Origin of the sequence: Homoserinibacter sp. GY 40078, from assembly GCF_008017545.1 — a bacterium.
In the GTDB taxonomy this organism is placed as follows: domain Bacteria; phylum Actinomycetota; class Actinomycetes; order Actinomycetales; family Microbacteriaceae; genus Homoserinibacter.
In genome coordinates this window covers 101,266-120,817 of the sequence record NZ_VRTZ01000001.1, presented here as the reverse complement: position 1 = coordinate 120,817, position 19,552 = coordinate 101,266, and the positions used below count along the sequence as shown (strand labels likewise).

General features: G+C 68.0%; 16 protein-coding genes, 1 tRNA gene and 1 other RNA gene. 13 read left to right on the top strand and 5 right to left on the bottom strand.

Features of this window, described 5'->3' with window-relative positions; genetic code table 11:
* Positions 1-75 precede the first annotated feature (75 nt).
* Entirely contained in the window at positions 76-1,251 is a 1,176-nt protein-coding gene (locus FVQ89_RS00575; RefSeq protein WP_255513319.1) for an ROK family transcriptional regulator, read from the top strand.
* Positions 1,252-1,276: 25 nt separating this feature from the next.
* On the opposite strand, the gene FVQ89_RS00570 is transcribed toward FVQ89_RS00575, so the two are convergent.
* The gene (locus FVQ89_RS00570; protein WP_370454436.1) at positions 1,277-2,260 is read right to left on the bottom strand and encodes an acetylxylan esterase; all 984 of its coding nucleotides are present in this window, start codon (positions 2,258-2,260) and stop codon (positions 1,277-1,279) included.
* 267 nt (positions 2,261-2,527) lie between these two features.
* On the opposite strand from FVQ89_RS00570, the gene FVQ89_RS00565 reads away from it, so the two are divergent.
* The 5 genes from FVQ89_RS00565 to FVQ89_RS00545 all read left to right on the top strand — a co-directional run bounded on the left by FVQ89_RS00565 (position 2,528) and on the right by FVQ89_RS00545 (position 7,938).
* Positions 2,528-3,967 carry a GH1 family beta-glucosidase gene (locus tag FVQ89_RS00565; protein ID WP_147900001.1) on the top strand — a complete coding sequence of 480 codons (1,440 nt, stop codon included), beginning with the start codon at positions 2,528-2,530 and terminating at the stop codon, positions 3,965-3,967.
* A gap of 93 nt (positions 3,968-4,060) precedes the next feature.
* Positions 4,061-5,290, top strand: a complete 1,230-nt coding sequence (locus FVQ89_RS00560) for a multidrug effflux MFS transporter (protein WP_147900000.1) — start codon at positions 4,061-4,063, stop codon at positions 5,288-5,290.
* A gap of 51 nt (positions 5,291-5,341) precedes the next feature.
* Positions 5,342-5,965 carry a phosphatase PAP2 family protein gene (locus FVQ89_RS00555; RefSeq protein ID WP_147899999.1) on the top strand — a complete coding sequence of 208 codons (624 nt, stop codon included), beginning with the start codon at positions 5,342-5,344 and terminating at the stop codon, positions 5,963-5,965.
* A gap of 94 nt (positions 5,966-6,059) precedes the next feature.
* Entirely contained in the window at positions 6,060-7,334 is a 1,275-nt protein-coding gene (locus FVQ89_RS00550; protein WP_147899998.1) for a saccharopine dehydrogenase family protein, read from the top strand.
* 7 nt (positions 7,335-7,341) lie between these two features.
* Complete coding sequence (locus FVQ89_RS00545) at positions 7,342-7,938, top strand: GNAT family N-acetyltransferase (protein WP_222706018.1); 597 nt, start codon at positions 7,342-7,344, stop codon at positions 7,936-7,938.
* 19 nt (positions 7,939-7,957) lie between these two features.
* On the opposite strand, the gene FVQ89_RS00540 is transcribed toward FVQ89_RS00545, so the two are convergent.
* Complete coding sequence (locus FVQ89_RS00540; protein ID WP_147899997.1) at positions 7,958-8,599, bottom strand: hypothetical protein; 642 nt, start codon at positions 8,597-8,599, stop codon at positions 7,958-7,960.
* 124 nt (positions 8,600-8,723) lie between these two features.
* Between FVQ89_RS00540 and FVQ89_RS00535 the strand changes: the two genes are divergently transcribed.
* From FVQ89_RS00535 to FVQ89_RS00515, 5 genes are all read left to right on the top strand, one after another.
* Positions 8,724-9,650, top strand: a complete 927-nt coding sequence (locus tag FVQ89_RS00535; protein ID WP_222706017.1) for a carbohydrate ABC transporter permease — start codon at positions 8,724-8,726, stop codon at positions 9,648-9,650.
* On the top strand, positions 9,650-10,546 hold the full coding sequence (locus FVQ89_RS00530) for a carbohydrate ABC transporter permease (RefSeq protein WP_147899996.1): 897 nt from the start codon (positions 9,650-9,652) through the stop codon (positions 10,544-10,546). Before FVQ89_RS00535 ends, FVQ89_RS00530 begins: the two co-directional genes overlap by 1 nt.
* 38 nt (positions 10,547-10,584) lie before the next feature.
* Positions 10,585-12,015 carry an ABC transporter substrate-binding protein gene (locus FVQ89_RS00525; protein WP_147899995.1) on the top strand — a complete coding sequence of 477 codons (1,431 nt, stop codon included), beginning with the start codon at positions 10,585-10,587 and terminating at the stop codon, positions 12,013-12,015.
* Positions 12,016-12,100: 85 nt separating this feature from the next.
* Complete coding sequence (locus tag FVQ89_RS00520; protein WP_147899994.1) at positions 12,101-13,009, top strand: nucleoside hydrolase; 909 nt, start codon at positions 12,101-12,103, stop codon at positions 13,007-13,009.
* Positions 13,006-13,995: a LacI family DNA-binding transcriptional regulator gene (locus FVQ89_RS00515; RefSeq protein WP_147899993.1), complete on the top strand. Its 990-nt coding sequence runs from the start codon at positions 13,006-13,008 to the stop codon at positions 13,993-13,995. Before FVQ89_RS00520 ends, FVQ89_RS00515 begins: the two co-directional genes overlap by 4 nt.
* Before the next feature lie 34 nt (positions 13,996-14,029).
* Here the strand turns inward: FVQ89_RS00515 and FVQ89_RS00510 are convergent, their stop codons facing one another.
* Entirely contained in the window at positions 14,030-15,646 is a 1,617-nt protein-coding gene (locus FVQ89_RS00510) for a hypothetical protein (RefSeq protein WP_147899992.1), read from the bottom strand.
* A gap of 78 nt (positions 15,647-15,724) precedes the next feature.
* On the opposite strand from FVQ89_RS00510, the gene FVQ89_RS00505 reads away from it, so the two are divergent.
* Together FVQ89_RS00505 and FVQ89_RS00500 are read left to right on the top strand one after the other, a co-directional pair.
* The gene (locus tag FVQ89_RS00505) at positions 15,725-18,346 is read left to right on the top strand and encodes an alpha-L-rhamnosidase (RefSeq protein ID WP_147899991.1); all 2,622 of its coding nucleotides are present in this window, start codon (positions 15,725-15,727) and stop codon (positions 18,344-18,346) included.
* Positions 18,343-19,236, top strand: a complete 894-nt coding sequence (locus tag FVQ89_RS00500) for a ribokinase (RefSeq protein WP_147899990.1) — start codon at positions 18,343-18,345, stop codon at positions 19,234-19,236. Before FVQ89_RS00505 ends, FVQ89_RS00500 begins: the two co-directional genes overlap by 4 nt.
* A gap of 80 nt (positions 19,237-19,316) precedes the next feature.
* Here the strand turns inward: FVQ89_RS00500 and FVQ89_RS00495 are convergent.
* Together FVQ89_RS00495 and ffs are read right to left on the bottom strand one after the other, a co-directional pair.
* Positions 19,317-19,401 (bottom strand) — tRNA-Ser (locus FVQ89_RS00495).
* A gap of 1 nt (position 19,402) precedes the next feature.
* An RNA gene (gene ffs, locus FVQ89_RS00490) (signal recognition particle sRNA small type) lies at positions 19,403-19,499 on the bottom strand.
* Positions 19,500-19,552 lie beyond the last annotated feature (53 nt).

The following is a 19,552-nucleotide window of genomic DNA, read 5'->3' as shown; positions in this document are numbered from 1 at the left end:
AGAAATGGGGTCAAGCGCAACAAATAACGGTCAGGCGGCGGTTCCGCGGATCGGACTAGCGCTATCGTGTGCGAGGTGGATGCACTGGGGGACACCGTCGACTCCGTCCGGCGGCGCAATCTCTCGACCGTCCTCGAACTCGTGCATCGCGGCGGAGACCCGTCGCGGGCCGATCTCACGGCGCGCACCGGGCTCAACCGCTCCACGATCGGGGCGCTCGTCGCCGAACTCGTGGAACTCGGGCTCGTGGTCGAGACCGACCCCTCCGCCACGAATCGAGTCGGACGCCCGTCGCGGCGGGTGCTCGCCGACCCGCGGCCGGCCGTGATCGCGGTGAACCCCGAGATCGACGCCGTGACCGTCGGCGTCGTCGGGCTGGGCGCCGACGTGACCCACCGCATCCGTCACGAGCTCGACCACGTGGCGTCGCCCGAGGAGGCGGCGCGCATCGTCGGCGACCTCGTCGACCGGCTCCGTGCAGGTCCCGCGGCCGATCGCCGCATCCTGGGCGTGGGGCTCGCTGTGCCGGGACTCGTGCGCGCGGCGGACGGTGTGGTGCGCTGGGCGCCGCACCTCGGATGGCGTGACAGCCCGTTCGCCCGGCTCGTGGAGAACATCGTCGGGCTTCCCACCGTCGCCGACAACGACGCGACGCTCGGTGCGCTCGCCGAGCGGCTGTTCGGGGTCGGACGCGGGGTCGACCACCTCGTGTACCTCAACGGCGGCGCGAGCGGCATCGGCGGTGGCGTCGTCATCGACGGCAGGCCCTATCGCGGTGCGTGGGGATACGCGGGTGAGTTCGGGCACAACCGCCCGCGCCTCGACGATCCGGCGCACCGGGCGACCGTCGGCGGCACGCTCGAAGAGGAGGTGAGCCGTGCGCGACTGCTCGAGCTCCTCGGCAGGCGCACGCTCGACGAGCCGGAGTTCCAGGCCGCCGTGCTCGCCTCCGACGACCCGGCGCTCCATGCGGAGCTGGCTCGTCAGCAGATCGTGCTCGGCGGCGCGCTCGGCAACGCGATCAACGTCCTCGGCCCCGAACTCGTCGTGCTCGGCGGCTTCCTCGCGACGCTCCATGCCTGGGATGCGGAAGCGCTCGATGCCGCCGTCGCCGCGCGCACCCTGCCGATCGCCTGGGAGGGCACCCGGATTCAGGCCGCGGGACTCGCCCGCGACCGGCTGCTGATCGGCGCCGCCGAACTCGCCTTCGGCCCCGTACTTCGCGATCCGGCGAGCGTCGCAGGGCGCTAGCGACCCGGCGAACCCGACGTGCCGCTCAGGCGCCCGGCATCCCGAATCGCTCGTCGAGCCACTCCACCTGGCGCTGCCAGTGGTGCATCGCGCCGCCCTCGTGTCCGTTGTAGGTGTAGACGGTGAGCTCGCGATCCTCGGAGGCGAGCGCGTGGTACGCCGCGAACACGCCCGACGGCAGCACGACCTCGTCCATGAGTCCCACCGAGAAGAGCGCGGGCGCGGTGATCCGCCGCGCGAGGATCGCTCCGTCGATGTGCGAGAGGGTGTGCAGCACCGCGTCGTAAGCGTCGCGATGCACCGAGAGGAACCGCGTTATCTCGGTGAACGGGGCCGACGGTGTGCGCACGATCGCGCGCGGGAAATCGCAGAGGAAGGGGACGTCGGGCATCACCGCGCGCACTCCCGTCGCGAGGGCCGCCGCCGCGATCGCGACGCCGCCGCCCTGGCTCGTGCCGGTCACCGCGATGCGCTCGGCATCCAATCCGGGGATCTCGGAGACGGTATCGATGAGTCGCACCGCATCCGTGAAGAGCCGCCGGTAGTAGTAGGTCTCGGGGTTGAGGATGCCGCGGGTCATGAACCCGGGGGCGGAAGGGTCCGAGCCGTGCGGGTCGGGGGTCTCGCCGATGCTCCACCCGCCGCCCTGACCACGCGTGTCCATCAGGATGTGTGCGTAGCCGGCGGACGCCCACGCGAGCTTCTCGCCCGGGAGGCCGCGCCCGCCGCCGTATCCGACGAACTCCACGACCACCGGATGCGGACCTGCATCGCGCGGGCGCGTGAGCCACGCACGGACCGGCTCTCCACCGAAGCCGCTGAAGGTGAGGTCGACGAGCTCGAGCGCTCGCACGGGCCGTTCCACCGGAACCAGCCGCGGGGCTGCGCCAGCCGCTCGCGCCTCGCTGAGGGTGCGCTCCCAGAATCCGTCGAGGTCGGCGGGTTCGGCAAGCTGCGGTCGGTATGCGTGGAGCTCATCGAGGTCGAGGTCGGTGAAGGTCACGGCCATGCAGGGTCTCCGTTCGGGGCTGACGCATTGAAAAACATAGCGGGCGGAGAGTTCGGGAGAAGGACGCCGGGATCGGGGCGTGGCAACGAGGGGGACGGATGCGAGGATTAGTTTCATGATTTGACAAAATGGTTGCGACTGGCGATCCTGATCTCGCTCACATGAGCGATGTCCGCGCGCGCGGCTACGACGGGGTAGCGATGTCCCTCACCGTCGACGACGGGCCGGTGCAGGATGGGATGTGCACGAGAAGAAGGTGGAGATCGCATGGTGACCACGGGTTCCCCCGACTACCGCGACGGCGGGCTGGAGTTCGGTCCCGATTTCGTGATCGGCTCGGCGACCGCGTCCTACCAGATCGAAGGCGCGGCACGTGAAGACGGCCGCGGACCGTCGATCTGGGACACCTTCAGCCACACCCCGGGCCGTGTGTGGAACGGCGACACGGGCGACGTCGCCGATGATCACTACCACCGGTGGGAGTCCGACCTCGACCTGATGGCCGACCTCGGCCTGCAGAGCTACCGCTTCTCGATCGCATGGCCGCGCATCCAGGCCACCGGATCCGGAGCGGCCAACCCGCGCGGGATCGAGTTCTACAGCCGACTCGTCGACGGCCTCCTCGCCCGTGGCATCCGGCCCATCGCGACGCTCTACCACTGGGATCTGCCGCAGGCTCTCGAAGACCGCGGCGGCTGGACCGACCGTGACACCGCCTACCGTTTCGCCGAGTACGCGTCACGCGTGACCGAGGCTCTCGGCGATCGCGTGCACACCTGGACCACGCTCAACGAGCCGTGGTGCTCGGCCTACCTCGGCTACGGATCCGGTGCCCACGCCCCCGGCCGCACCGACGGCGCAGCGGCGCTCACGGCGGTGCACCACCTGAACCTCGCGCACGGCCTCGCCGTGCAAGAGGTGCGGCGGGCCGCGAGCAACGACCCCGACCTCTCGGTCACGCACAACTTCCATGTCATCCGCGGTGACGACGACACCTCACCCGAGGCGAAGCGTCGCATCGATGCGCTCGCCAACCGGGCCTTCATCCATCCGATGCTCCGGGGCGAATACCCCGCCGACCTCCTGGAGGACACGGCCGGAGTCACCGACTGGTCGTTCGTGCGCGACGGCGACCTCGCCGAGATCAACCAGCCGCTCGACGTGCTCGGCGTCAACTACTACTCGACCGTCACCGTGCGGATGTGGGACGGCGCGAGCCCGCGTGAGAACAACGACGGGCACAAGGACGTCGGCGGGTCTCCGTGGCCCGGCAGCACCGATGTGGAGTTCCTGCCGCAGGCGGGTCCGTACACCGAGATGGGCTGGAACATCGCGCCCGACGGCCTGGAGGAGCTCCTCCTGTCGCTGCGCGACCAGTTCCCTGACCAGCCGCTCATGATCACCGAGAACGGCGCCGCGTTCCCCGACAAGGTCCGGATGACCGAGTCGGGTCCGCGCGTCCACGACGCGGATCGCATCGACTACCTGAACCGTCACTTCACGGCCGCCCACCGGGCTCTCGCGCAGGGTGTCAACCTGCGCGGCTATCAGGTGTGGTCGCTCATGGACAACTTCGAGTGGGGCTACGGGTACTCGAAGCGGTTCGGCATCATCCGGGTCGACTACGAAACCCAGGAGCGCATCCTGAAGGACTCGGCCTACTGGCTTCAGGAACTCATCGCGACGCGTCGCACACCGGAGCTCTGACCACCGCCGTCTCGCGCCATCGCCTCCCGGCGCGGTCGGTGAAACGTCACATAGACTGAGCCTCCTTCCCCACCTTCTTTCCTCAGGAGCACTGTGTCTGTCGTCGTGCATCCGGGCGACGCGCTCACGCGCTCACAGCGCCTCAGCTACGTGCTCGTACTGGGTGCGCTCACAGCGCTCGGGCCCTTCACGATCGACCTCTACCTCCCTGCCCTGCCGATGCTCGAGCAGGAGCTCGACGTGTCGACGTCGGCGGTGCAGCTGACCCTCACGGCGACGATGGTCGGTTTCGCGGTGGGTCAGCTGCTGGTCGGCCCCCTGTCGGATCAGATCGGGCGCCGGATGCCGCTGATCGCCTCGACGATCCTCCACGTCGTCGCGTGCCTCGGCGCCGTGGTCGCGCCGGACCTCTTCTGGCTCGCCGTCGCGCGCATCCTGCAGGGCGTCGGTGCGGCGGCCGGCGGTGTCGTCGCGATGGCGATGGTGCGCGATCTTTTCGGCGGATATCCGCTCGTACGGATGCTGAGCCGACTCGCGCTCGTCAGCGGTCTTGCACCGGTTCTCGCGCCCGTCATCGGCTCCCAGCTGCTCCTGTTCGTCGACTGGCGCGGGCTCTTCGCCTTCCTCGCGGTGTACGGGCTGCTCGTGATCGTGGCGACGACGCTCTGGGTGCGAGAGACGCTCCCGCCCGAGGCGCGATCGGCGCGCGGGCATTCGACGGTGGGGCAGCGCTACGGAGCGCTCGTGCGCGACCGCATCTATGTCGGCGCCGTGATCATCGCGGGAGCGAACTTCTCGGCACTCTTCGCGTACCTCTCGAGCTCGTCGTTCCTGTTCCAGGAGGTCTACGCGCTGAGCCCGCAGGAATACGGCTTCCTCTTCGGCATCAACTCGATCGGCGTCGTCGCCGGAGTGCAGATCTCGAGCCGCCTGCAGAAGATCGTCGGACCGCAGTGGATCGTCGCGGGCGCTACGGTGCTGCAGCTCGTGTCAGCCGTCGCGATCATCACCCTCGACCTCTCGGGGGCGGGGTTCTTCGGCATCGTCGTGCCGTTGTGGTTCTTCATCCTCGGCTGCGGGTTCAACTTCCCCGCGATCACCGCGCTTGCGCTCGTGCGGCACGGTCACGAGGCGGGTACGGCGGCGTCGCTGCTCGGGGCCGCCAACTTCGGCGTCGCCGGCATCGTCTCGCCGATCGTCGGGCTCTTCTCCATCGCGAACGCCGTGCCGATGGCGAGCGTCATGGCCATCTCGGTCTCGATCGCGATCGCAGTGCTGTGGCTCGTCGTGCGTCCTCGGCGAGTGCCCGCGCTCGAGGCCTGAACGGGGGCGGACCTCGCGCGTGCCTGCGCGTCCAGCGGATAGCGTGGACGGATGGAGCACGCCGCACCCCGCACGCGTCGACCGCTCCTGCTGGCCGGGGGCATCGCGATCCTGCTCACGATCGGGCTCGGCCTCCTCGTCGCGCTGCGGTCGAGCACGCCGTCCCTCATCGACGAGGAGTGGATGGAGGAGGTGCTCGAGAATCGCGGGTATCTGGCTGAGCTGATCTCGCGCATCTTCGATGTGCTGGGCGGTGGCTGGTTCGCAGTGATCGTGGTGCCGATCGGCGTCTCGGTCGCGTTCGTGTTCGCCCGTCGTCCGAGGTCGGCGCTCGTGTTCCTCGTCGCCTCCGCGTCGGCGGCGGCGCTTGCGCAGCTCATGAAGGTGGTGTTCGGTCGGGCCCGGCCGCAGGAGATCCTCGTGCCCCTCGACAACGGGGCGTTCCCATCCGGTCACGTGACGAACGCCGCCGTCATCGCGACCTGTCTCGGGCTGCTGCTGTGGCGCACCTGGGTGTGGGTGCTCGGTTCGGTCTACGTCGTCGCGATGGCCGTCAGCCGCACCTACCTCGGCGCCCACTGGCTCACCGACACGATCGGCGGCGCGCTCCTCGGAGCGGGAGTAGCCCTGATCACCTGGACCCTCCTCACTCCCCTCTCTCGTTCCGACCCATAGACATGTCTATGACGCGTCGGACACCGCCGCGCGGGTGTCTTTCGCGTGCCAGACATGTCTACGGCGGGGTAGCGAGACGAGCTAGCCTCGGGGCATGAGAATCCTCCTCGTGGGAGCGGGCGGTGTCGGCGACGCGATCGCCAAGATCGCCGCCCGTCGCGACTTCTTCGAGACCCTCGTGGTGAGCGACTACGACATCGCCCGCGCGGAGCGCACCATCGCCTGGATCGAGGCGAAGCACGGACGCCAGGGCGCACGCTTCGTTGCGAGCCGGATCGACGCATCCGACCCGGAGTCGGTCGCCGCCGTCGCGCGCGAACACGGCGCCACCCACGTCATGAACGCGGTCGAGCCGAAGTTCGTGCCGACGATCTTCGCGGGCGCGCTCGCGGCGGGCGCCGACTACCTCGACATGGCGATGAGCCTCTCGGAGCCCCACCCCGAGAACCCCTACAGCGAAACCGGCGTCAAGCTCGGCGACGACCAGTTCGCGCAGTCGCCCGACTGGGAGCGCGCGGGCCGACTCGCGCTCGTCGGCATGGGCGTCGAGCCGGGGCTCTCCGACGTGTTCGCCCGCTACGCATCCGACGTCCTCTTCTCGGAGATCGACGAGCTCGGCACGCGAGACGGCGCGAACCTGGTCGTGCGTGACGAGACCGGGGCCGAGATCTTCGCGCCGTCCTTCTCGATCTGGACGACGATCGAGGAATGCCTCAACCCGCCGGTCGTGTGGGAGCGCGACCGCGGCTGGTACACGACCGAGCCGTTCTCGGAGCCGGAGGTGTTCGACTTCCCCGAGGGCATCGGCCCCGTCGAGTGCGTGAACGTCGAGCACGAAGAGGTGCTGCTCATGCCCCGCGTGCTCGACGCCAAGCGGGTGACCTTCAAGTACGGTCTCGGAGACGAGTTCATCGGTGTTCTGAAGACGCTCAACCTGCTCGGGCTCGACAAGACGACACCCCTCCGCGTGCGCAGCGCCGCAGGCCCCGTCGAAGTCGCCCCACGTGACGTGGTCGCGGCCGCGCTGCCCGATCCCGCGACGATCGGACCGCGGATGACGGGCAAGACCTGCGCCGGCGTGTGGGTCACCGGCACTGGCCCCGACGGCGCGCACCGCGAGGTGTACCTGTACCACGTGAGCGACAACGAGTGGACGATGGCCGAGTACGAGAGCCAGTGCGTCGTCTGGCAGACGGCGCTCAACCCGGTCATCGCGATGGAGCTGCTCGCGCGCGGCGACTGGTCGGGGGTCGGGGTGCACGGACCCGAGGCGTTCCCCGCGGAGCCGTTCCTCGAGCTGATGGCCGCGCCCGAATCCGAGGGCGGGTACGGGCAGCCGTGGGGGCTCGACGACCGCACGCCGGTCTGAGCGCCACGTGAACACCGGATTGCGTCCGTATCAGCCAGGTGATCTGGGGCGCCTGCGCGAGATCTGCGTGCTCACCGGCGCGTCAGGCGGCGACGCCACGGGACGCTGGTCGACCGATGACCTGCTGCCGGATCTGTTCCTTGAGCCGTACGTCACGTACGCCCCCGAGTGGGCGTGGGTGGTCGATGAGGGCGATGGTCCGGTCGGATACGTCGTCGCGGTGCCGGGCACGCGGCGGTTCGTCGACTGGTGGCGCAGGCGCTGGACGCCCTGGTTCGCCGAACGCTATCCGGTGCCGAGCGAGCCCTTCTCGGAGGAGGAGCGCCTCGTGCTCCGCGGCTACGAGCCGGAGGTTCTGCTCGTACCCGAAGTGGACGACTATCCGGCGCACCTCCACATCGACCTGCTGCCGTCGGCGCAGGGACGCGGCCTGGGGCGCGCCCTCATCGAGAATCTGCTGATCACCTCTCTCGCCAAGGCGGGCGTTCCCGGCGTGCACCTCACGATGGACCCGACGAACCTCGCGGCGCGCTCGTTCTACGAGGCAGTCGGATTCGACGAGCTACCGTCGGGCGCACTCGGCCGGTGGATCGCTCGCCGCTGACCCCGCGTCGACATCGGCGTCAGAGGAACCGCACGGGCAGACCGAGCTCGACCATCACGAACGTCGTGAGCGCGAATCCGGCGAGGACCGCGGCGGTCACGAGGGTGATCTGCAGCCAACGGCGGTCCTCGAACCAGTACGCGGACCTCGGGTAGGTGCGGTAGAAGTCCGAGATCGGGATCGGATCCGGTACCACCTCGAGCGGAGCGGGCACCGCCGCGGCGAGGCGCACGAGATCCTCGGCGTGCCAGAAACTGCCGCGCATCCGGAACAGGCGCTTGCCTTCGGCGTCGACGACGAGCAGCTGGGTCACGGGATCCGGCGCGGCGCCGACGTAGGTGGGGACGAAGAGCACGCGGGCGATGCGCTCGTAGGGCACACGCACGACCGGGCTGAAGATGCCGTTGCCGATGAGCTCGGTGCCGGTCGCCTCCGAGTGCACACGCAGCTGGCGCCACAGGAGGGCGAGGCCGATCGTGACCACGATCGCGTGGGCGATGACGACCAACTCGACCCCCCGGCGAGGGATCGCGAACCAGTACATGACTCCGAAGATGGGGCTCGTGAGCAGCAGGATCGCCGCGAGCGAGTTGCTGAGCACCGAGAACTTGGGACGCACCCGGACTCGGGCGCGCGCGTCCGCAACCGTGGGCCCCCTCACGCGAACATGCTATTGCCGCGCGAGACCGCCCCGCGCCCCCCGGTGTGGGGCCGAATGCGTCGACTTGTGGGGTTCCCCGATCGGCCGTAGTATTAAATCGATTTAAGACCTCAATGGAGAGCTTGTGGATCCAACACCTCACCCGACGCGGGCGCCCCGGCGGCGGCGATTCCCCTGGTACGCCTACCTCGCACTGCTCCCTGCGGGAGTGGTGCTCGGCGTCTTCCAGTACTACCCCGCGCTGAGCGGGATGTACTTCTCGTTCTTCGACTGGAACCCCGCGGGGCAATCCGACTTCGTCGGTTTCGACAACTATCTCCGGATGCTCGACGACGACCTCTGGTGGAGGTCGTTCCGCAACCTCGGCATCATCTTCGCCTTCAGCATCGTGGCCTGGGTGATCCCGCTCTTCGCAGCAGAGGTCGTCACCTCGTTCCGCTCCGACCGCGCCCAGTTCGCGTATCGCACGCTGTTGATCCTGCCGATGGCCTTCCCCGGCATCGTCACCGCGCTCATCTGGGCGTTCATGTATCAGCCCAACCGGGGTGTCATCAACGAGGCTCTTCGAGCTCTCGGACTCGGGGATCTTGCTCAGAACTGGGTAGGGGACCCCGACCTCGCGATGCTGTCACTGCTGCTGATCGGATTCCCCTTCATCGCGGGACTGCCGTTCCTGATCTTCTACACCTCGCTGCGAAATGTGCCGCGAGAGGTATACGAAGCTGCGCAACTGGACGGAGTGGGGCGACTTCGCCGCGTGGTCTCGATCGACCTGCCCCTCATGCTCACCCAGCTGAAGCTCCTGGTGTTCCTCGCGGTGGTGGGGACTGTGCAGTACGGCTTCGTGGCCTACGTGGTCACCGGCGGCGGGCCCGACAACGCGACGCTCGTGCCGCTCCTGCGCATGTTCAGCGTGGCGTTCCAGGCGCAGGACTGGGGCTATGCGGCGGCCCTGTCGACCATGCTCTTTGCGGTCACGCTCGTGCTCAGTTGCGTGATCGTGTTCGTCCGCCGGGGTTCGCCCGGTTCCGTTGATGTGAGGGGAATGTGATGGCGGTTCTCGAGGCGACGGCGGTGAAGAGCCCGTCTGGAACGCGCGCCCGCGGGCAGGCCCGTCCTCCGCGGCTGCGCGGATCCCGGCCGCAGTGGGGCCTTCATATCGCCGCCGTCGTGCTTGTGCTCGTTGGCCTCGGTCCGTACATCTTCATGCTGACGACCTCCTTCAAGGACAATCAGCAATTCGCGGAGAGCTACTGGCTTCCGGCGTTCCCGTTGCGGTTCGAGAACTTCGCCACGGCATGGACTCAGATCAGCCCGTATCTCCTGGCCTCCGTGATCGTCGCGGCCGGGTCGATCGTGGCGATCGTCGCGATCTCGCTGGTGACAGGCTTCGTGCTCGCGAGATATCGCTTCGTCGGTCGCACGTTCTTCTTCACGATGGTTGCCGCACTGATGATGATCCCCGGGATCGCCAGTCTCATCCCGCTGTTCGTCATGGTGAAGGACATGGGTCTCATCAATACCTACCTGGTGCTGATGATCCCGCACATCTCCGGGGGCATCGTCCTGGGGACCATCCTCATGAAGACGTTCATCGAAGGGATTCCCCAGACGCTGTTCGACGCTGCGCAACTCGACGGCGCCGGAGGCGTGCGGATCTTCGCCTCGATCATGCTCCCGTTGTCGCTGCCCGTCGTCGGGACGGTCGGGCTCATCACCGTGAACGGTGTCTGGAATGACTTCTTCTGGCCGCTGTTGACGATCACCCAGAACGAACTTCGGACGGCGTCGGTCGGGCTCCTTTTCTTCCAGAGTCAATCCGGCACGAACTACGGGCCGATGTTCGCCGGCTACCTGCTGGCCAGCATCCCGCTCGTGCTGCTCTTCACCTTCTTGTCCAAATACTTCCTGGCCGGAGTCCAAGGAGGGCTCCCCGGGTCGCACTGAGAACCACCTTCGAAACCACAGAGAGGAATCACCATTCCATGAATCGCACACGCACAGCGACGACGAGCATCGCGCTCGCGGCAGCATCCGTTCTGGTGCTGTCGGCGTGCTCGACCGGAGACGGATCCGACGGCGTCGTCGAGATCACGATCGCCGGCCCCAACCAGTGGAACTCCGAGACGACGACGTTCGGGGCAGGCTGGGATCAACTGATCGCGGACTTCGAAGAGGCAAACCCTGACATCCGGGTGAAGACCAACGTGCTCCCCGGGGCGGACTGGTCCCAGACCCTCTCGACTCAGCTCTCGGCCGGGACCGCCCCCGAACTGATCTTCAACCAGGCGCCGCACAGCCCCGACCAGATCGTCCCTCTCGACGAGTACCTCGACGAGCCGAATCCCTACGTTGACGGCGTGGACCGGTGGATCGACACGTTCAATCAGGACTACTTCGGCGAGAGCGCGACGCGAGCGAGGAACGCGGCAGGGAACTTCGAGTGGATCCCGTTCAATCTCGTGATCGCCGGCATGTACTACAACGCGGATGCCTTCGAGGACGCGGGCGTCGACCCGTCATTCGACAGTGTCGGCGATCTGATCGAGGCCTGCGGGAAGCTCGAGGCCGCAGGATACGACGGCATCGCCGCGGACCGTGGTCCGCTCACGTCGACCTGGATCTTCAACGCGATCAGCTCTGCGCTGATGGACAAGTACAAGGATGAGCTCAACCAGTTCGATGCGGAGGGCAACCCCGGCACGGCGGCTGAGGTGACGCAGAAGAGCCTCGCAAAGGCGTACCTCACGGGCGAGCTCGACCCGACGACCACCCCCGAGTTCGGCGAGAGCCTGCGGCTCATGAAGGAGGTGTACGACGCCTGCATGACTCCGAACTGGTCAGGCATCAACACCGGTGGTGCCTTCCACGGCGCTGAGGACTTCCTCAGCGGTCGGGCGGCGATCGCCTGGGGGTCGAACTTCTCGGCGCCCGCACTGGACGAGGTGGACTGGGAGTGGGGCACCTTCGGGTTCCCGAACGTCTCCGTAGAGGACTCGTCGTACGCCGACGGCACCCCGTCTCGATTCGGGGCGGCGCCCGGCGGTACGAGCTACATGATCCCATCGACCACGACGGGGGCGAAGCTCGAGGCCGCGGTCCGCTTCATGCAGTTCATCACCTCGCCGAACGCTCAGGGATGGCTCGACTCCTCGGGCGGCATCCCCTCGACCAACGACACGGTCGCCGCGCCGGGCCTCGAGGGGCTCACCTCGGGCGACTGGGCCGCGACTCCGGTCGTGAAGGACCTCGGGATCAGCTCCAAGGCGAAGGGCGGCCTTCCCGACTTCAGTGGCTACCTGCTGGGCACCAAGCGCATCGACGAGGAGTTGGAGGAGCTGAAGGCCGACTTCATCCTCTGGGCGCAGGAGCTCGCGGCCGACGGCGGCTGGACCGAGGGCTGGGCCAGCAGCTGACACAGGAGCGCAGGCGGGGGCGGGGCCATTCGGCTCCCGCCCCTTCCGGCGTCTGACGACGACCCTCAATGCGAGATGAGAGAGTATGCGACCCGCCATCCTGATCGACACCGACTTCCAGATGGACGTCGACGACGTCGGCGCCCTCGCCCTCGCCCATGCGCTGCATGACGCGGGGATGCTCGACCTCCTTGCGGTCGCGGTCGACACGTCGAGCCCGTTGGGGCCGCTCGCCGTCGACATCGTGAACCGGGCTTGCGGGCATCGCCTCGTGATCGGAGTGCGCCCCGCTGTCGACGAGCCGATCCCGTCCCCCGAATATGCTCATGGCCTGGTACAGCGCTTCGGGGCTGCGAAGGACGCGCCGCTCGAGTCGGCGCTCGGACTGTATCGGCGCATGCTCGCATCCGCCGTGCCCGGCTCGGTGACGATCGTCTCGATCGGCTTCTACGGCAACCTCGTCGAGCTGATCGACAGTCCCCCTGACGGCCACTCGGATCTCTACGGTCGCGCGCTCATCGAGCGGGCGGTCGCCGAGACGATCGTCATGGGAGGCATCTACCCGGAGGGGCGCGAGTTCAACTTCCTCGGCGACATCGAGCTCACCCGTCGATTCCTGTCCGAGTGGCCCCTTCCGATCCGATTCGTCGGATTCGAAACCGCTCACGGCGTCATCACGGGGGCCGAGTTGTCGAGTTCGCGCGGAGTGGATGACCCGGTCGCCGTGGCCTATTCCGCCTACAACGGCGGCGAAAGGGGGCGAGACAGCTGGGATCCGCTCACCGTGCTCGTCGCGGCGGATCCGTCGAGGTTCGCCTGGAGTGACACCGGAGTCGTGCAGATCGATGCGGAGGGGGTCGACCGATTCGACGAGGTGCCGGGCGGACCGCACCGGATCCTTCTGCCGCTGGCTTCTCCCGATGACATCGCGGCAGAGATCGACGGATACCTCCGGACCGAGCCGAAAGCGGTGGAGTACCGTTGCGATTCGTGAAGGACGTCAAGCTGAGCGAGGTGGCTCGCCTCGCCGGAGTGTCGCCCGGTACCGTCTCGAACGCATTCAACCGGCCGAGCGTCGTCGCGCCCGAGACCCTCGAGCGCGTGATGGCCGCCGTGGCGGCGCTCAACTACGTCCCGAACGGGGCCGCGCGTCAGCTTCGCGTGGGAACCAACAGCACGATCGGCATCCTGCTTCACGATCTGAAGAACCCCTTCTTTGCCGATCTCGGCGAGGGTGCCGAGATGCGGGCCGCCGAGCACGGCTTCTCGACCCTCATCGCCACCAGCAACGGATCGGGCGAGAAGCAGCGCGACTATCTGGCTCTCTTCGAAGAGCAGCGTGTGCACGGGGTGCTGCTGCAGCCGAACGACTTCCCCGCCGCGGCGCTCGATCAGTTGAGGTCCCGCGGCATCCCCGTCGTCCTCCTCGACCCCGCGCCCGATGGATCTGACGTCACCTCCGTATCCGGTGACGACCTCGAAGGCGGCAGGATGGCTGCCCGGCATCTCATAGAGTGCGGGCGCCGCCGGGTGGCGATGGTGTCCGGCCCGCTCGAGGAGCGCGCGTTCGCGGAGCGCTGGGAGGGCGCGCGCGAGGAGTTTGAGCGCGCCGGCGTGGAGGTCCTGCCTATGCCGTCGGACGCGACCATCCAGGCCGGCCGGGCGGCTGGCGAGTCGATCATCGCCGACGGGGGATTCGATGCCGTCTTCGCGGGCAACGACATACTGGCTCTGGGTGTCTTGCACGCACTGCGTGTGGCCGAGATCGAGGTGCCCGATCGAGTTGCTGTGCTCGGGTACGACGACATCGAGATATCGCGTGCGGCGATCGTGCCGCTCAGCTCGATGCGCCAACCCGCCGGCGAGATGGGGCGCGTCGCCGTTCAGATGCTTTTCGACCAGATCGAAGGCCGGGAACCCGAGCAGACGCGCGTCGTGTTCACACCGAAGCTGGTCGCCCGAAGCTCGACCGTGGGGTGAGCGGCTGCGTGCGCGGCCGCCCACCACACGCGTCTCACGAGGCGTCGAGCCGGATGTCGTCGACGAAGAACTTCGAGACCCACGGGGTTGTCGAACCCACCGCGCGGAATCCGATCTCGATCGAGGTCACCTCGCTGCGGCTGGTCCAGCCGCTGAGGTCGAGTTCGATCGTCTGCCACGAGCCTCCCGGCGAGAGCACTGTTGTGGAGCGTGTCGTCGCGTCGGCCGCGTGCACGATCACTCGCGCCTCGTAGTCGGTGGCTCCGGGCGCGCCGCCCCAGTGGTCGAGATCCACCCGCAACACTTCGTGCTGCGAGAAGTCGACCTCCCGTTCGAAGCTGCGGACCACGCTGCGCCAGGTCTCGCCGGTCACGGCGGATGACTCGGCGGAGAGGAGGCGTGCTCCATCGGCCGCGTTCGGAACCGATGCGCTCGCGTCGCCGAAGCGCGATACGGCGGACGCAGTGCCCGTGCCGGCGACCCATCCCTCTTCGCCGGTTTCGAACCCGCCGAGAGCCACCGACTCGTCGACCAGTCCGGTCGGGAACGGATCGTGCGCCTTGTAGGCGGCGATGTATCCCTCCATGTAGTCGAGGTAGCGGTCGCCGAGGGGCCCCGACGAGGGCTCGATGTCTCGGCTGTATTCGTCAGTGAAGTTGTCGACGAACCTCGTGTTCCCGTATTCGTCCTCGAATCGCTGTGCGATCCACTCGTTCCACCAGGTGAGGGTGACGATCTTGGGCCGTACGTCGAACGCGCGCTGCCATTCTGTCGCGAAGGTGATGCCTCCGCGTCTCGGGGTCGCGGTGAGCGGATGCGACATGTAGCTCTCCTGGAAAGCCGTCGCGACGCTGAGCTGCTCGGGGTCGGCGCCGTTCATCGCCACCGATTGCGGGTAGGGCTGAAGGAAGGACCACTCGCCTGCCGCGAGGCTGGGCTGGAGGCCCCACATCCGTCGCTGGGTGAAGTCGGCGTCGAGCGCGGTCGGTGTCGTATCGGTGCCGAGCATGAGCGGCTTGCCGTCCCACTCCACGAACAGCTCGTCATAGGTGCCCGGTGTGTAGAACTCGTCGCGGATACCCTTGCCGGCGAATCCCGGATCTGCTTCCGCCGGGCTCGTGCGGTTCCAGAACACGACGTGAGGAGTGTCGATACCCTCGTGCCTCATGGTGAGCATCTCGTCGAGCAGAACGGCGACCGGGTCGAGGAAGATGTCCTCGTAGTAGGCCGTCGGCCAGGTGCTGTTGGCGTTGGAGTTATCGATGATGATGAAGTCGACTCCGGCGGCCTCGAGCTGGGTCATGTGTCTGCGGATGACGTCGCGATCGTCGGACCGGTAGTAGCCGCCATCTGGTTCCGACCAGTAGTGGAACGCGCCGAGCGGTCCCCAGGCTGGGGCGGTCTGCGTCGCATTGGCGGTCGCGAAGATGTCGCTGATGTCGGGCGGCGCGGGCGTTCCGGTCTCTGGGATCACCGGATCGAACCAGACGGAGTAGAGGATCGATACGAGATCATCGCGATCGGTGATGTCGAGCGGTTCGGACTCGATGCACGCGTTGGCGGCCGTTCCCACCGCGCCGGTGGCGGTCGTGGCGAGGGCGAGTGCGACCGCGGCTCGTGCAAGCGGGGGAGTGAGGCGTCGTCGGCTCATTCCATTTCCTTCCAGTAATGTGGATGCTGCTTTAAATCGATTTAACCAAACCGGTCCGATTCTGTCGAGGGAGACTCCATGCTGACCGCCTACGCCCTGTCCGTCGAAGTGGAGGAGACGTCCGCTCGCGGATCGCTCACCCGTTTCGCGTGGCGGCTCCGCGCCGATGAGCCTGCAGAGGATCAGGGCGCGATGCGGATCCGGATCGAGCGCGTGGATGGTGATCGCACGCCGCTCGTCGTCGACACGGGGTGGCGCGACGATCGTGAGGTGCTCTTCCGCGAGACCCTTCCGCTCGAATCGAGTTCGAGGTATCGGGTGCGCCTCGAGGTGCGCGGCGTCGACGGGCGCCTGGGTACAGGTGACGAGACCGACTTCGTGACCGGATATCTCGACCCGTCCCAGTGGAGGGCCCAGTGGATCGGTCGTGACCCCGAGCCGGGCGGCGCAGCAGCACCGGTCGCGGCACCGCGCGACTTCGGTCGCAGCTGGCAGACCATGTATTCGCCGGCCCCGCTCCAGTTGCGGCACTCGTTCCAACTCGACCGGCTGCCCGTTCGAGCGGTCTTGCACTGCACCGCGCGTGGCATCCATCTGAGCTATCTCAACGGAGAACGTGTCGGGGATCGGGAACTCGCGCCCGGCTGGACCGACTACGCCACGCGGATCGAGAGCGACTCCTTCGATGTCACCGACCGTCTCGTGATCGGTGAGAACGTCGTCGCGGCGCTCGTCGCCGACGGGTGGTGGGCCGGATACGTAGGGTTCGACACGCGCCGTCACGCGAAGCTCTACGGTGACGCGCCTCAGTACCTCGCCCAGCTGGAGCTCCTGATGCCGGACGGCTCGCGCCGGATCGTCGTGAGCTCCGAGGAGTGGTTCGAACGACCGGGCCATGTCGCGATGGCCGACCTGTTGATGGGGGAGTACCACGATGTGGCCCTTGAGACCCCCGGCTGGACGGCGCCCGGATTCGACAGCCGTGACTGGCGCCCTGTCGCCGTCGCCGACACCGAGCTCGGCCCCGTCGTTCCCGCCTCGGGGCCACCGATCCGGGTGATCGATCGGCTCGCCGCCACGTCGGTCACCTCCGTCGGGGAGACCACTGTCGTCGACTTCGGCCAGAACCTCGTCGGGCGTGTGCGGCTGACGCTGAAGGATCAGCGTCCGGGGGCGCTGGTGCGCATCCGCCACGGCGAGATGCTTGACGGCGAGTCGGTGTACACCGCCAACCTGCGCAGCGCGGAGGCGACGGATGCGATCGCGCTCGACGACCGGGGCGCCGCCGTGTTCGAGCCGCAACTCACGATTCACGGTTTCCGGTATGTGGCCATCGAGGGGCTGACGGGACGTCTCGACCCAGAGGACATCGCGGCGATCGTGGTCGGGAGCGACCTGCCCGACACCGGGACCTTCGCCTGTTCGTCGCCCCTCCTCAACCAGCTCTACGAGAACATCCGGTGGGGGCAGCGGGGCAATTTCGTGGGCATCCCCACCGACTGCCCGCAGCGCGACGAGCGCCTGGGTTGGACTGCCGACACCCAGGTGTTCGCCCCGACGGCCTTGTTCAACAGCGACGCCCGATCGTTTCTCGAACGCTGGCTCGTCGATCTGCGCTCCGCTCAGGATGCCGACGGAGCCGTGCCCGACGTCGTCCCGGTGCCTCCCGGCTCGGCAGGCCTGGAGCGCGGCGCGCCCGCCTGGGGTGACGCCGCCGTGCTCGTTCCGTGGGCGATCTACCGCGCAACCGGTGACCGTCGAGTGCTCGAACGGTCGTTCGACAGCATGCTCCGCTGGAACGACTACTGTCACGAGCGAGCTCTCGACGGAGTGTGGGATCGCGCGCGGGGTAACGACTACGGCGACTGGCTCTCGGTCGATGCCGAAACCTCGAAGGCGCTCGTCGCCACCGCGTACCTCGCGCACACCACGCGGATCGTCGCCGAGACCGCCGCCATCGTCGGGCACACCGAGTTGGCCGAGCAGATGACCAATCGCACCGAGAAGGTCGTCCGGGGGTTCCGGGCGGCGTTCCTGAGCGAGGACGGGCTTCTCGAGCCGACCCAGACGGCGTGCCTGATGACTCTCGCGTGGAGACTCGCCGAAGCGGACGCGGCGGCGCAGGTCGAGCGACAGCTCGTGGCGGATCTCGAGGCGCGCGGTCGTCGGCTCACGACCGGCTTCCTCGGAGTGAGCCTGCTGTGCCCAGTGCTCGCCGACATCGGACGACTCGACCTGGCGTACGCGCTCCTGCTGCAGGAGGAGTACCCGTCGTGGGGCTACTCGATCCGTCATGGCGCGACCACCATCTGGGAGCGCTGGGACGGCTGGACCGAGGATCGCGGGTTCCAGACGATCGCGATGAACTCGTTCAACCACTACTCCCTCGGATCCGTCGGCGAATGGCTGTACCGGGGCGTGGCCGGCATCGACCAGGCTCCGGGTGATGCCGGATTCCACGATGTGATCCTGCGGCCGCTGATCGCGCCGGATCTGGAGCGCGCGGCCGCCTCGTTCGAGGCGCCGCGAGGGCGGATCAGCTCGTCGTGGCGTCTCGACGGCGAGGGCTATGCCGTCGACGTGGAGCTGCCTCCGGGGGTCCGCGGACGGGTCGAGCTTCCCGGCGTCAGCCATGACGTGGGGTCGGGTGCCTACTCGTTCCGGGTGCCCCTGCAGGCGGTGCTCGGGGGACTGCGGTGAGCGTCGTCGTGGTCGGGAGTGCGCACCTGGACCACGTCGTCCGGGTCGAGCGCCGACCGGAGCCGGGTGAGACGGTATTCGGCGCCTCGTTCGACACGAGCCCCGGCGGCAAGGGGCTGAACCAGGCGGTGGCGGTCGCCCGAGCCGGGGCAGCGGTCGGCTTCATCGGAGTGGTCGGCGACGATCCGCCGGGCGCGGAGCTCCGTGAGGTGCTTCAAACGCGCGCGGTCAACGTCTCGCGGCTCGTGACTGCGGCGGGCGCCACCGGGACGGCCCACATCACCGTCACGAGCGATGGTGAGAACTCGATCGTTGTCGTCCCCGGTGTCAATGCCGCGATCGACCATCTCGACGAGGCGGATCGGCAGGCGATCTCCTCCGCACGCGTGCTCATGCTGCAGCTGGAGCGGCCGATCGGCCTTGTGGCCGAATGCCTCGCGTGGGCTCGGCGGGTCGGAGTCATGACGGTACTGACGCCCGCCCCCGTGCGTGCCCTCGACGAGGAGCTGCTCGCGCATGTTGACGTGCTCGTGCTCAACGCGATCGAGGCGCGGGCGCTGACCGGACTCACGGATGCGGTCGAGGCGACCAGGAAGCTTGCTCAGTTGGTCGGCACGGTGATCGTGACGCTCGGTGCCGAGGGGGCTCGTGTCGTCGACTCGTCCCGCGAACAGCACGTGCAGGCACCTCGGGTCGAGGCGATCGACACCACGGGCGCGGGGGACGCATTCACCGGGTGGCTCGCGGCGGGGCTCGCCCGCGGCGACGATCTCATCCGCGCGGTCGACCTCGCCGTCGAGGCCGCCGCTCTTTCGGTGACGCGTCCGGGTGCCGCAGAGTCCGTTCCGGACCGCAACGAGGTCGCCCGGTGGATGCAGGCGCGCCGGTAGGCGGGCGCCGAACAGGCGAACCCCCGCGATCGGAGGTCGCCCGAGGCGCCGGGGTCGAGCCCCGAGCAACATCACATCGGCGGAGGATGGGGGATTCGAACCCCCGAGGGTTTTCACCCAACACGCTTTCCAAGCGTGCGCCATAGGCCACTAGGCGAATCCTCCTGACGAGGACCCCCCGCGCACCCGCCAGAGCCCGGTTACCCTTGCTGCGTTTCCGCCCTGGGGGAGTTGGCCTGGATGGCGCCACGCGGGGAGCCGCGGACAGTCTACCGGTATCCGCAGGGCCCGGGCCCCCGTCGGTCGTGGCGACTAC

Excerpts from the sequence above, each read along its gene's own strand:
- FVQ89_RS00570 (WP_370454436.1), bottom strand. The coding sequence starts at position 2,260 with ATGGCCGTGACCTTCACCGACCTCGACCTCGATGAGCTCCACGCATAC.
- FVQ89_RS00565 (WP_147900001.1), top strand. The coding sequence starts at position 2,528 with ATGGTGACCACGGGTTCCCCCGACTACCGCGACGGCGGGCTGGAGTTC.
- FVQ89_RS00555 (WP_147899999.1), top strand. The coding sequence starts at position 5,342 with ATGGAGCACGCCGCACCCCGCACGCGTCGACCGCTCCTGCTGGCCGGG.
- FVQ89_RS00550 (WP_147899998.1), top strand. The coding sequence starts at position 6,060 with ATGAGAATCCTCCTCGTGGGAGCGGGCGGTGTCGGCGACGCGATCGCC.
- FVQ89_RS00530 (WP_147899996.1), top strand. The coding sequence starts at position 9,650 with ATGGCGGTTCTCGAGGCGACGGCGGTGAAGAGCCCGTCTGGAACGCGC.
- FVQ89_RS00525 (WP_147899995.1), top strand. The coding sequence starts at position 10,585 with ATGAATCGCACACGCACAGCGACGACGAGCATCGCGCTCGCGGCAGCA.
- FVQ89_RS00520 (WP_147899994.1), top strand. The coding sequence starts at position 12,101 with ATGCGACCCGCCATCCTGATCGACACCGACTTCCAGATGGACGTCGAC.
- FVQ89_RS00510 (WP_147899992.1), bottom strand. The coding sequence starts at position 15,646 with ATGAGCCGACGACGCCTCACTCCCCCGCTTGCACGAGCCGCGGTCGCA.
- FVQ89_RS00505 (WP_147899991.1), top strand. The coding sequence starts at position 15,725 with ATGCTGACCGCCTACGCCCTGTCCGTCGAAGTGGAGGAGACGTCCGCT.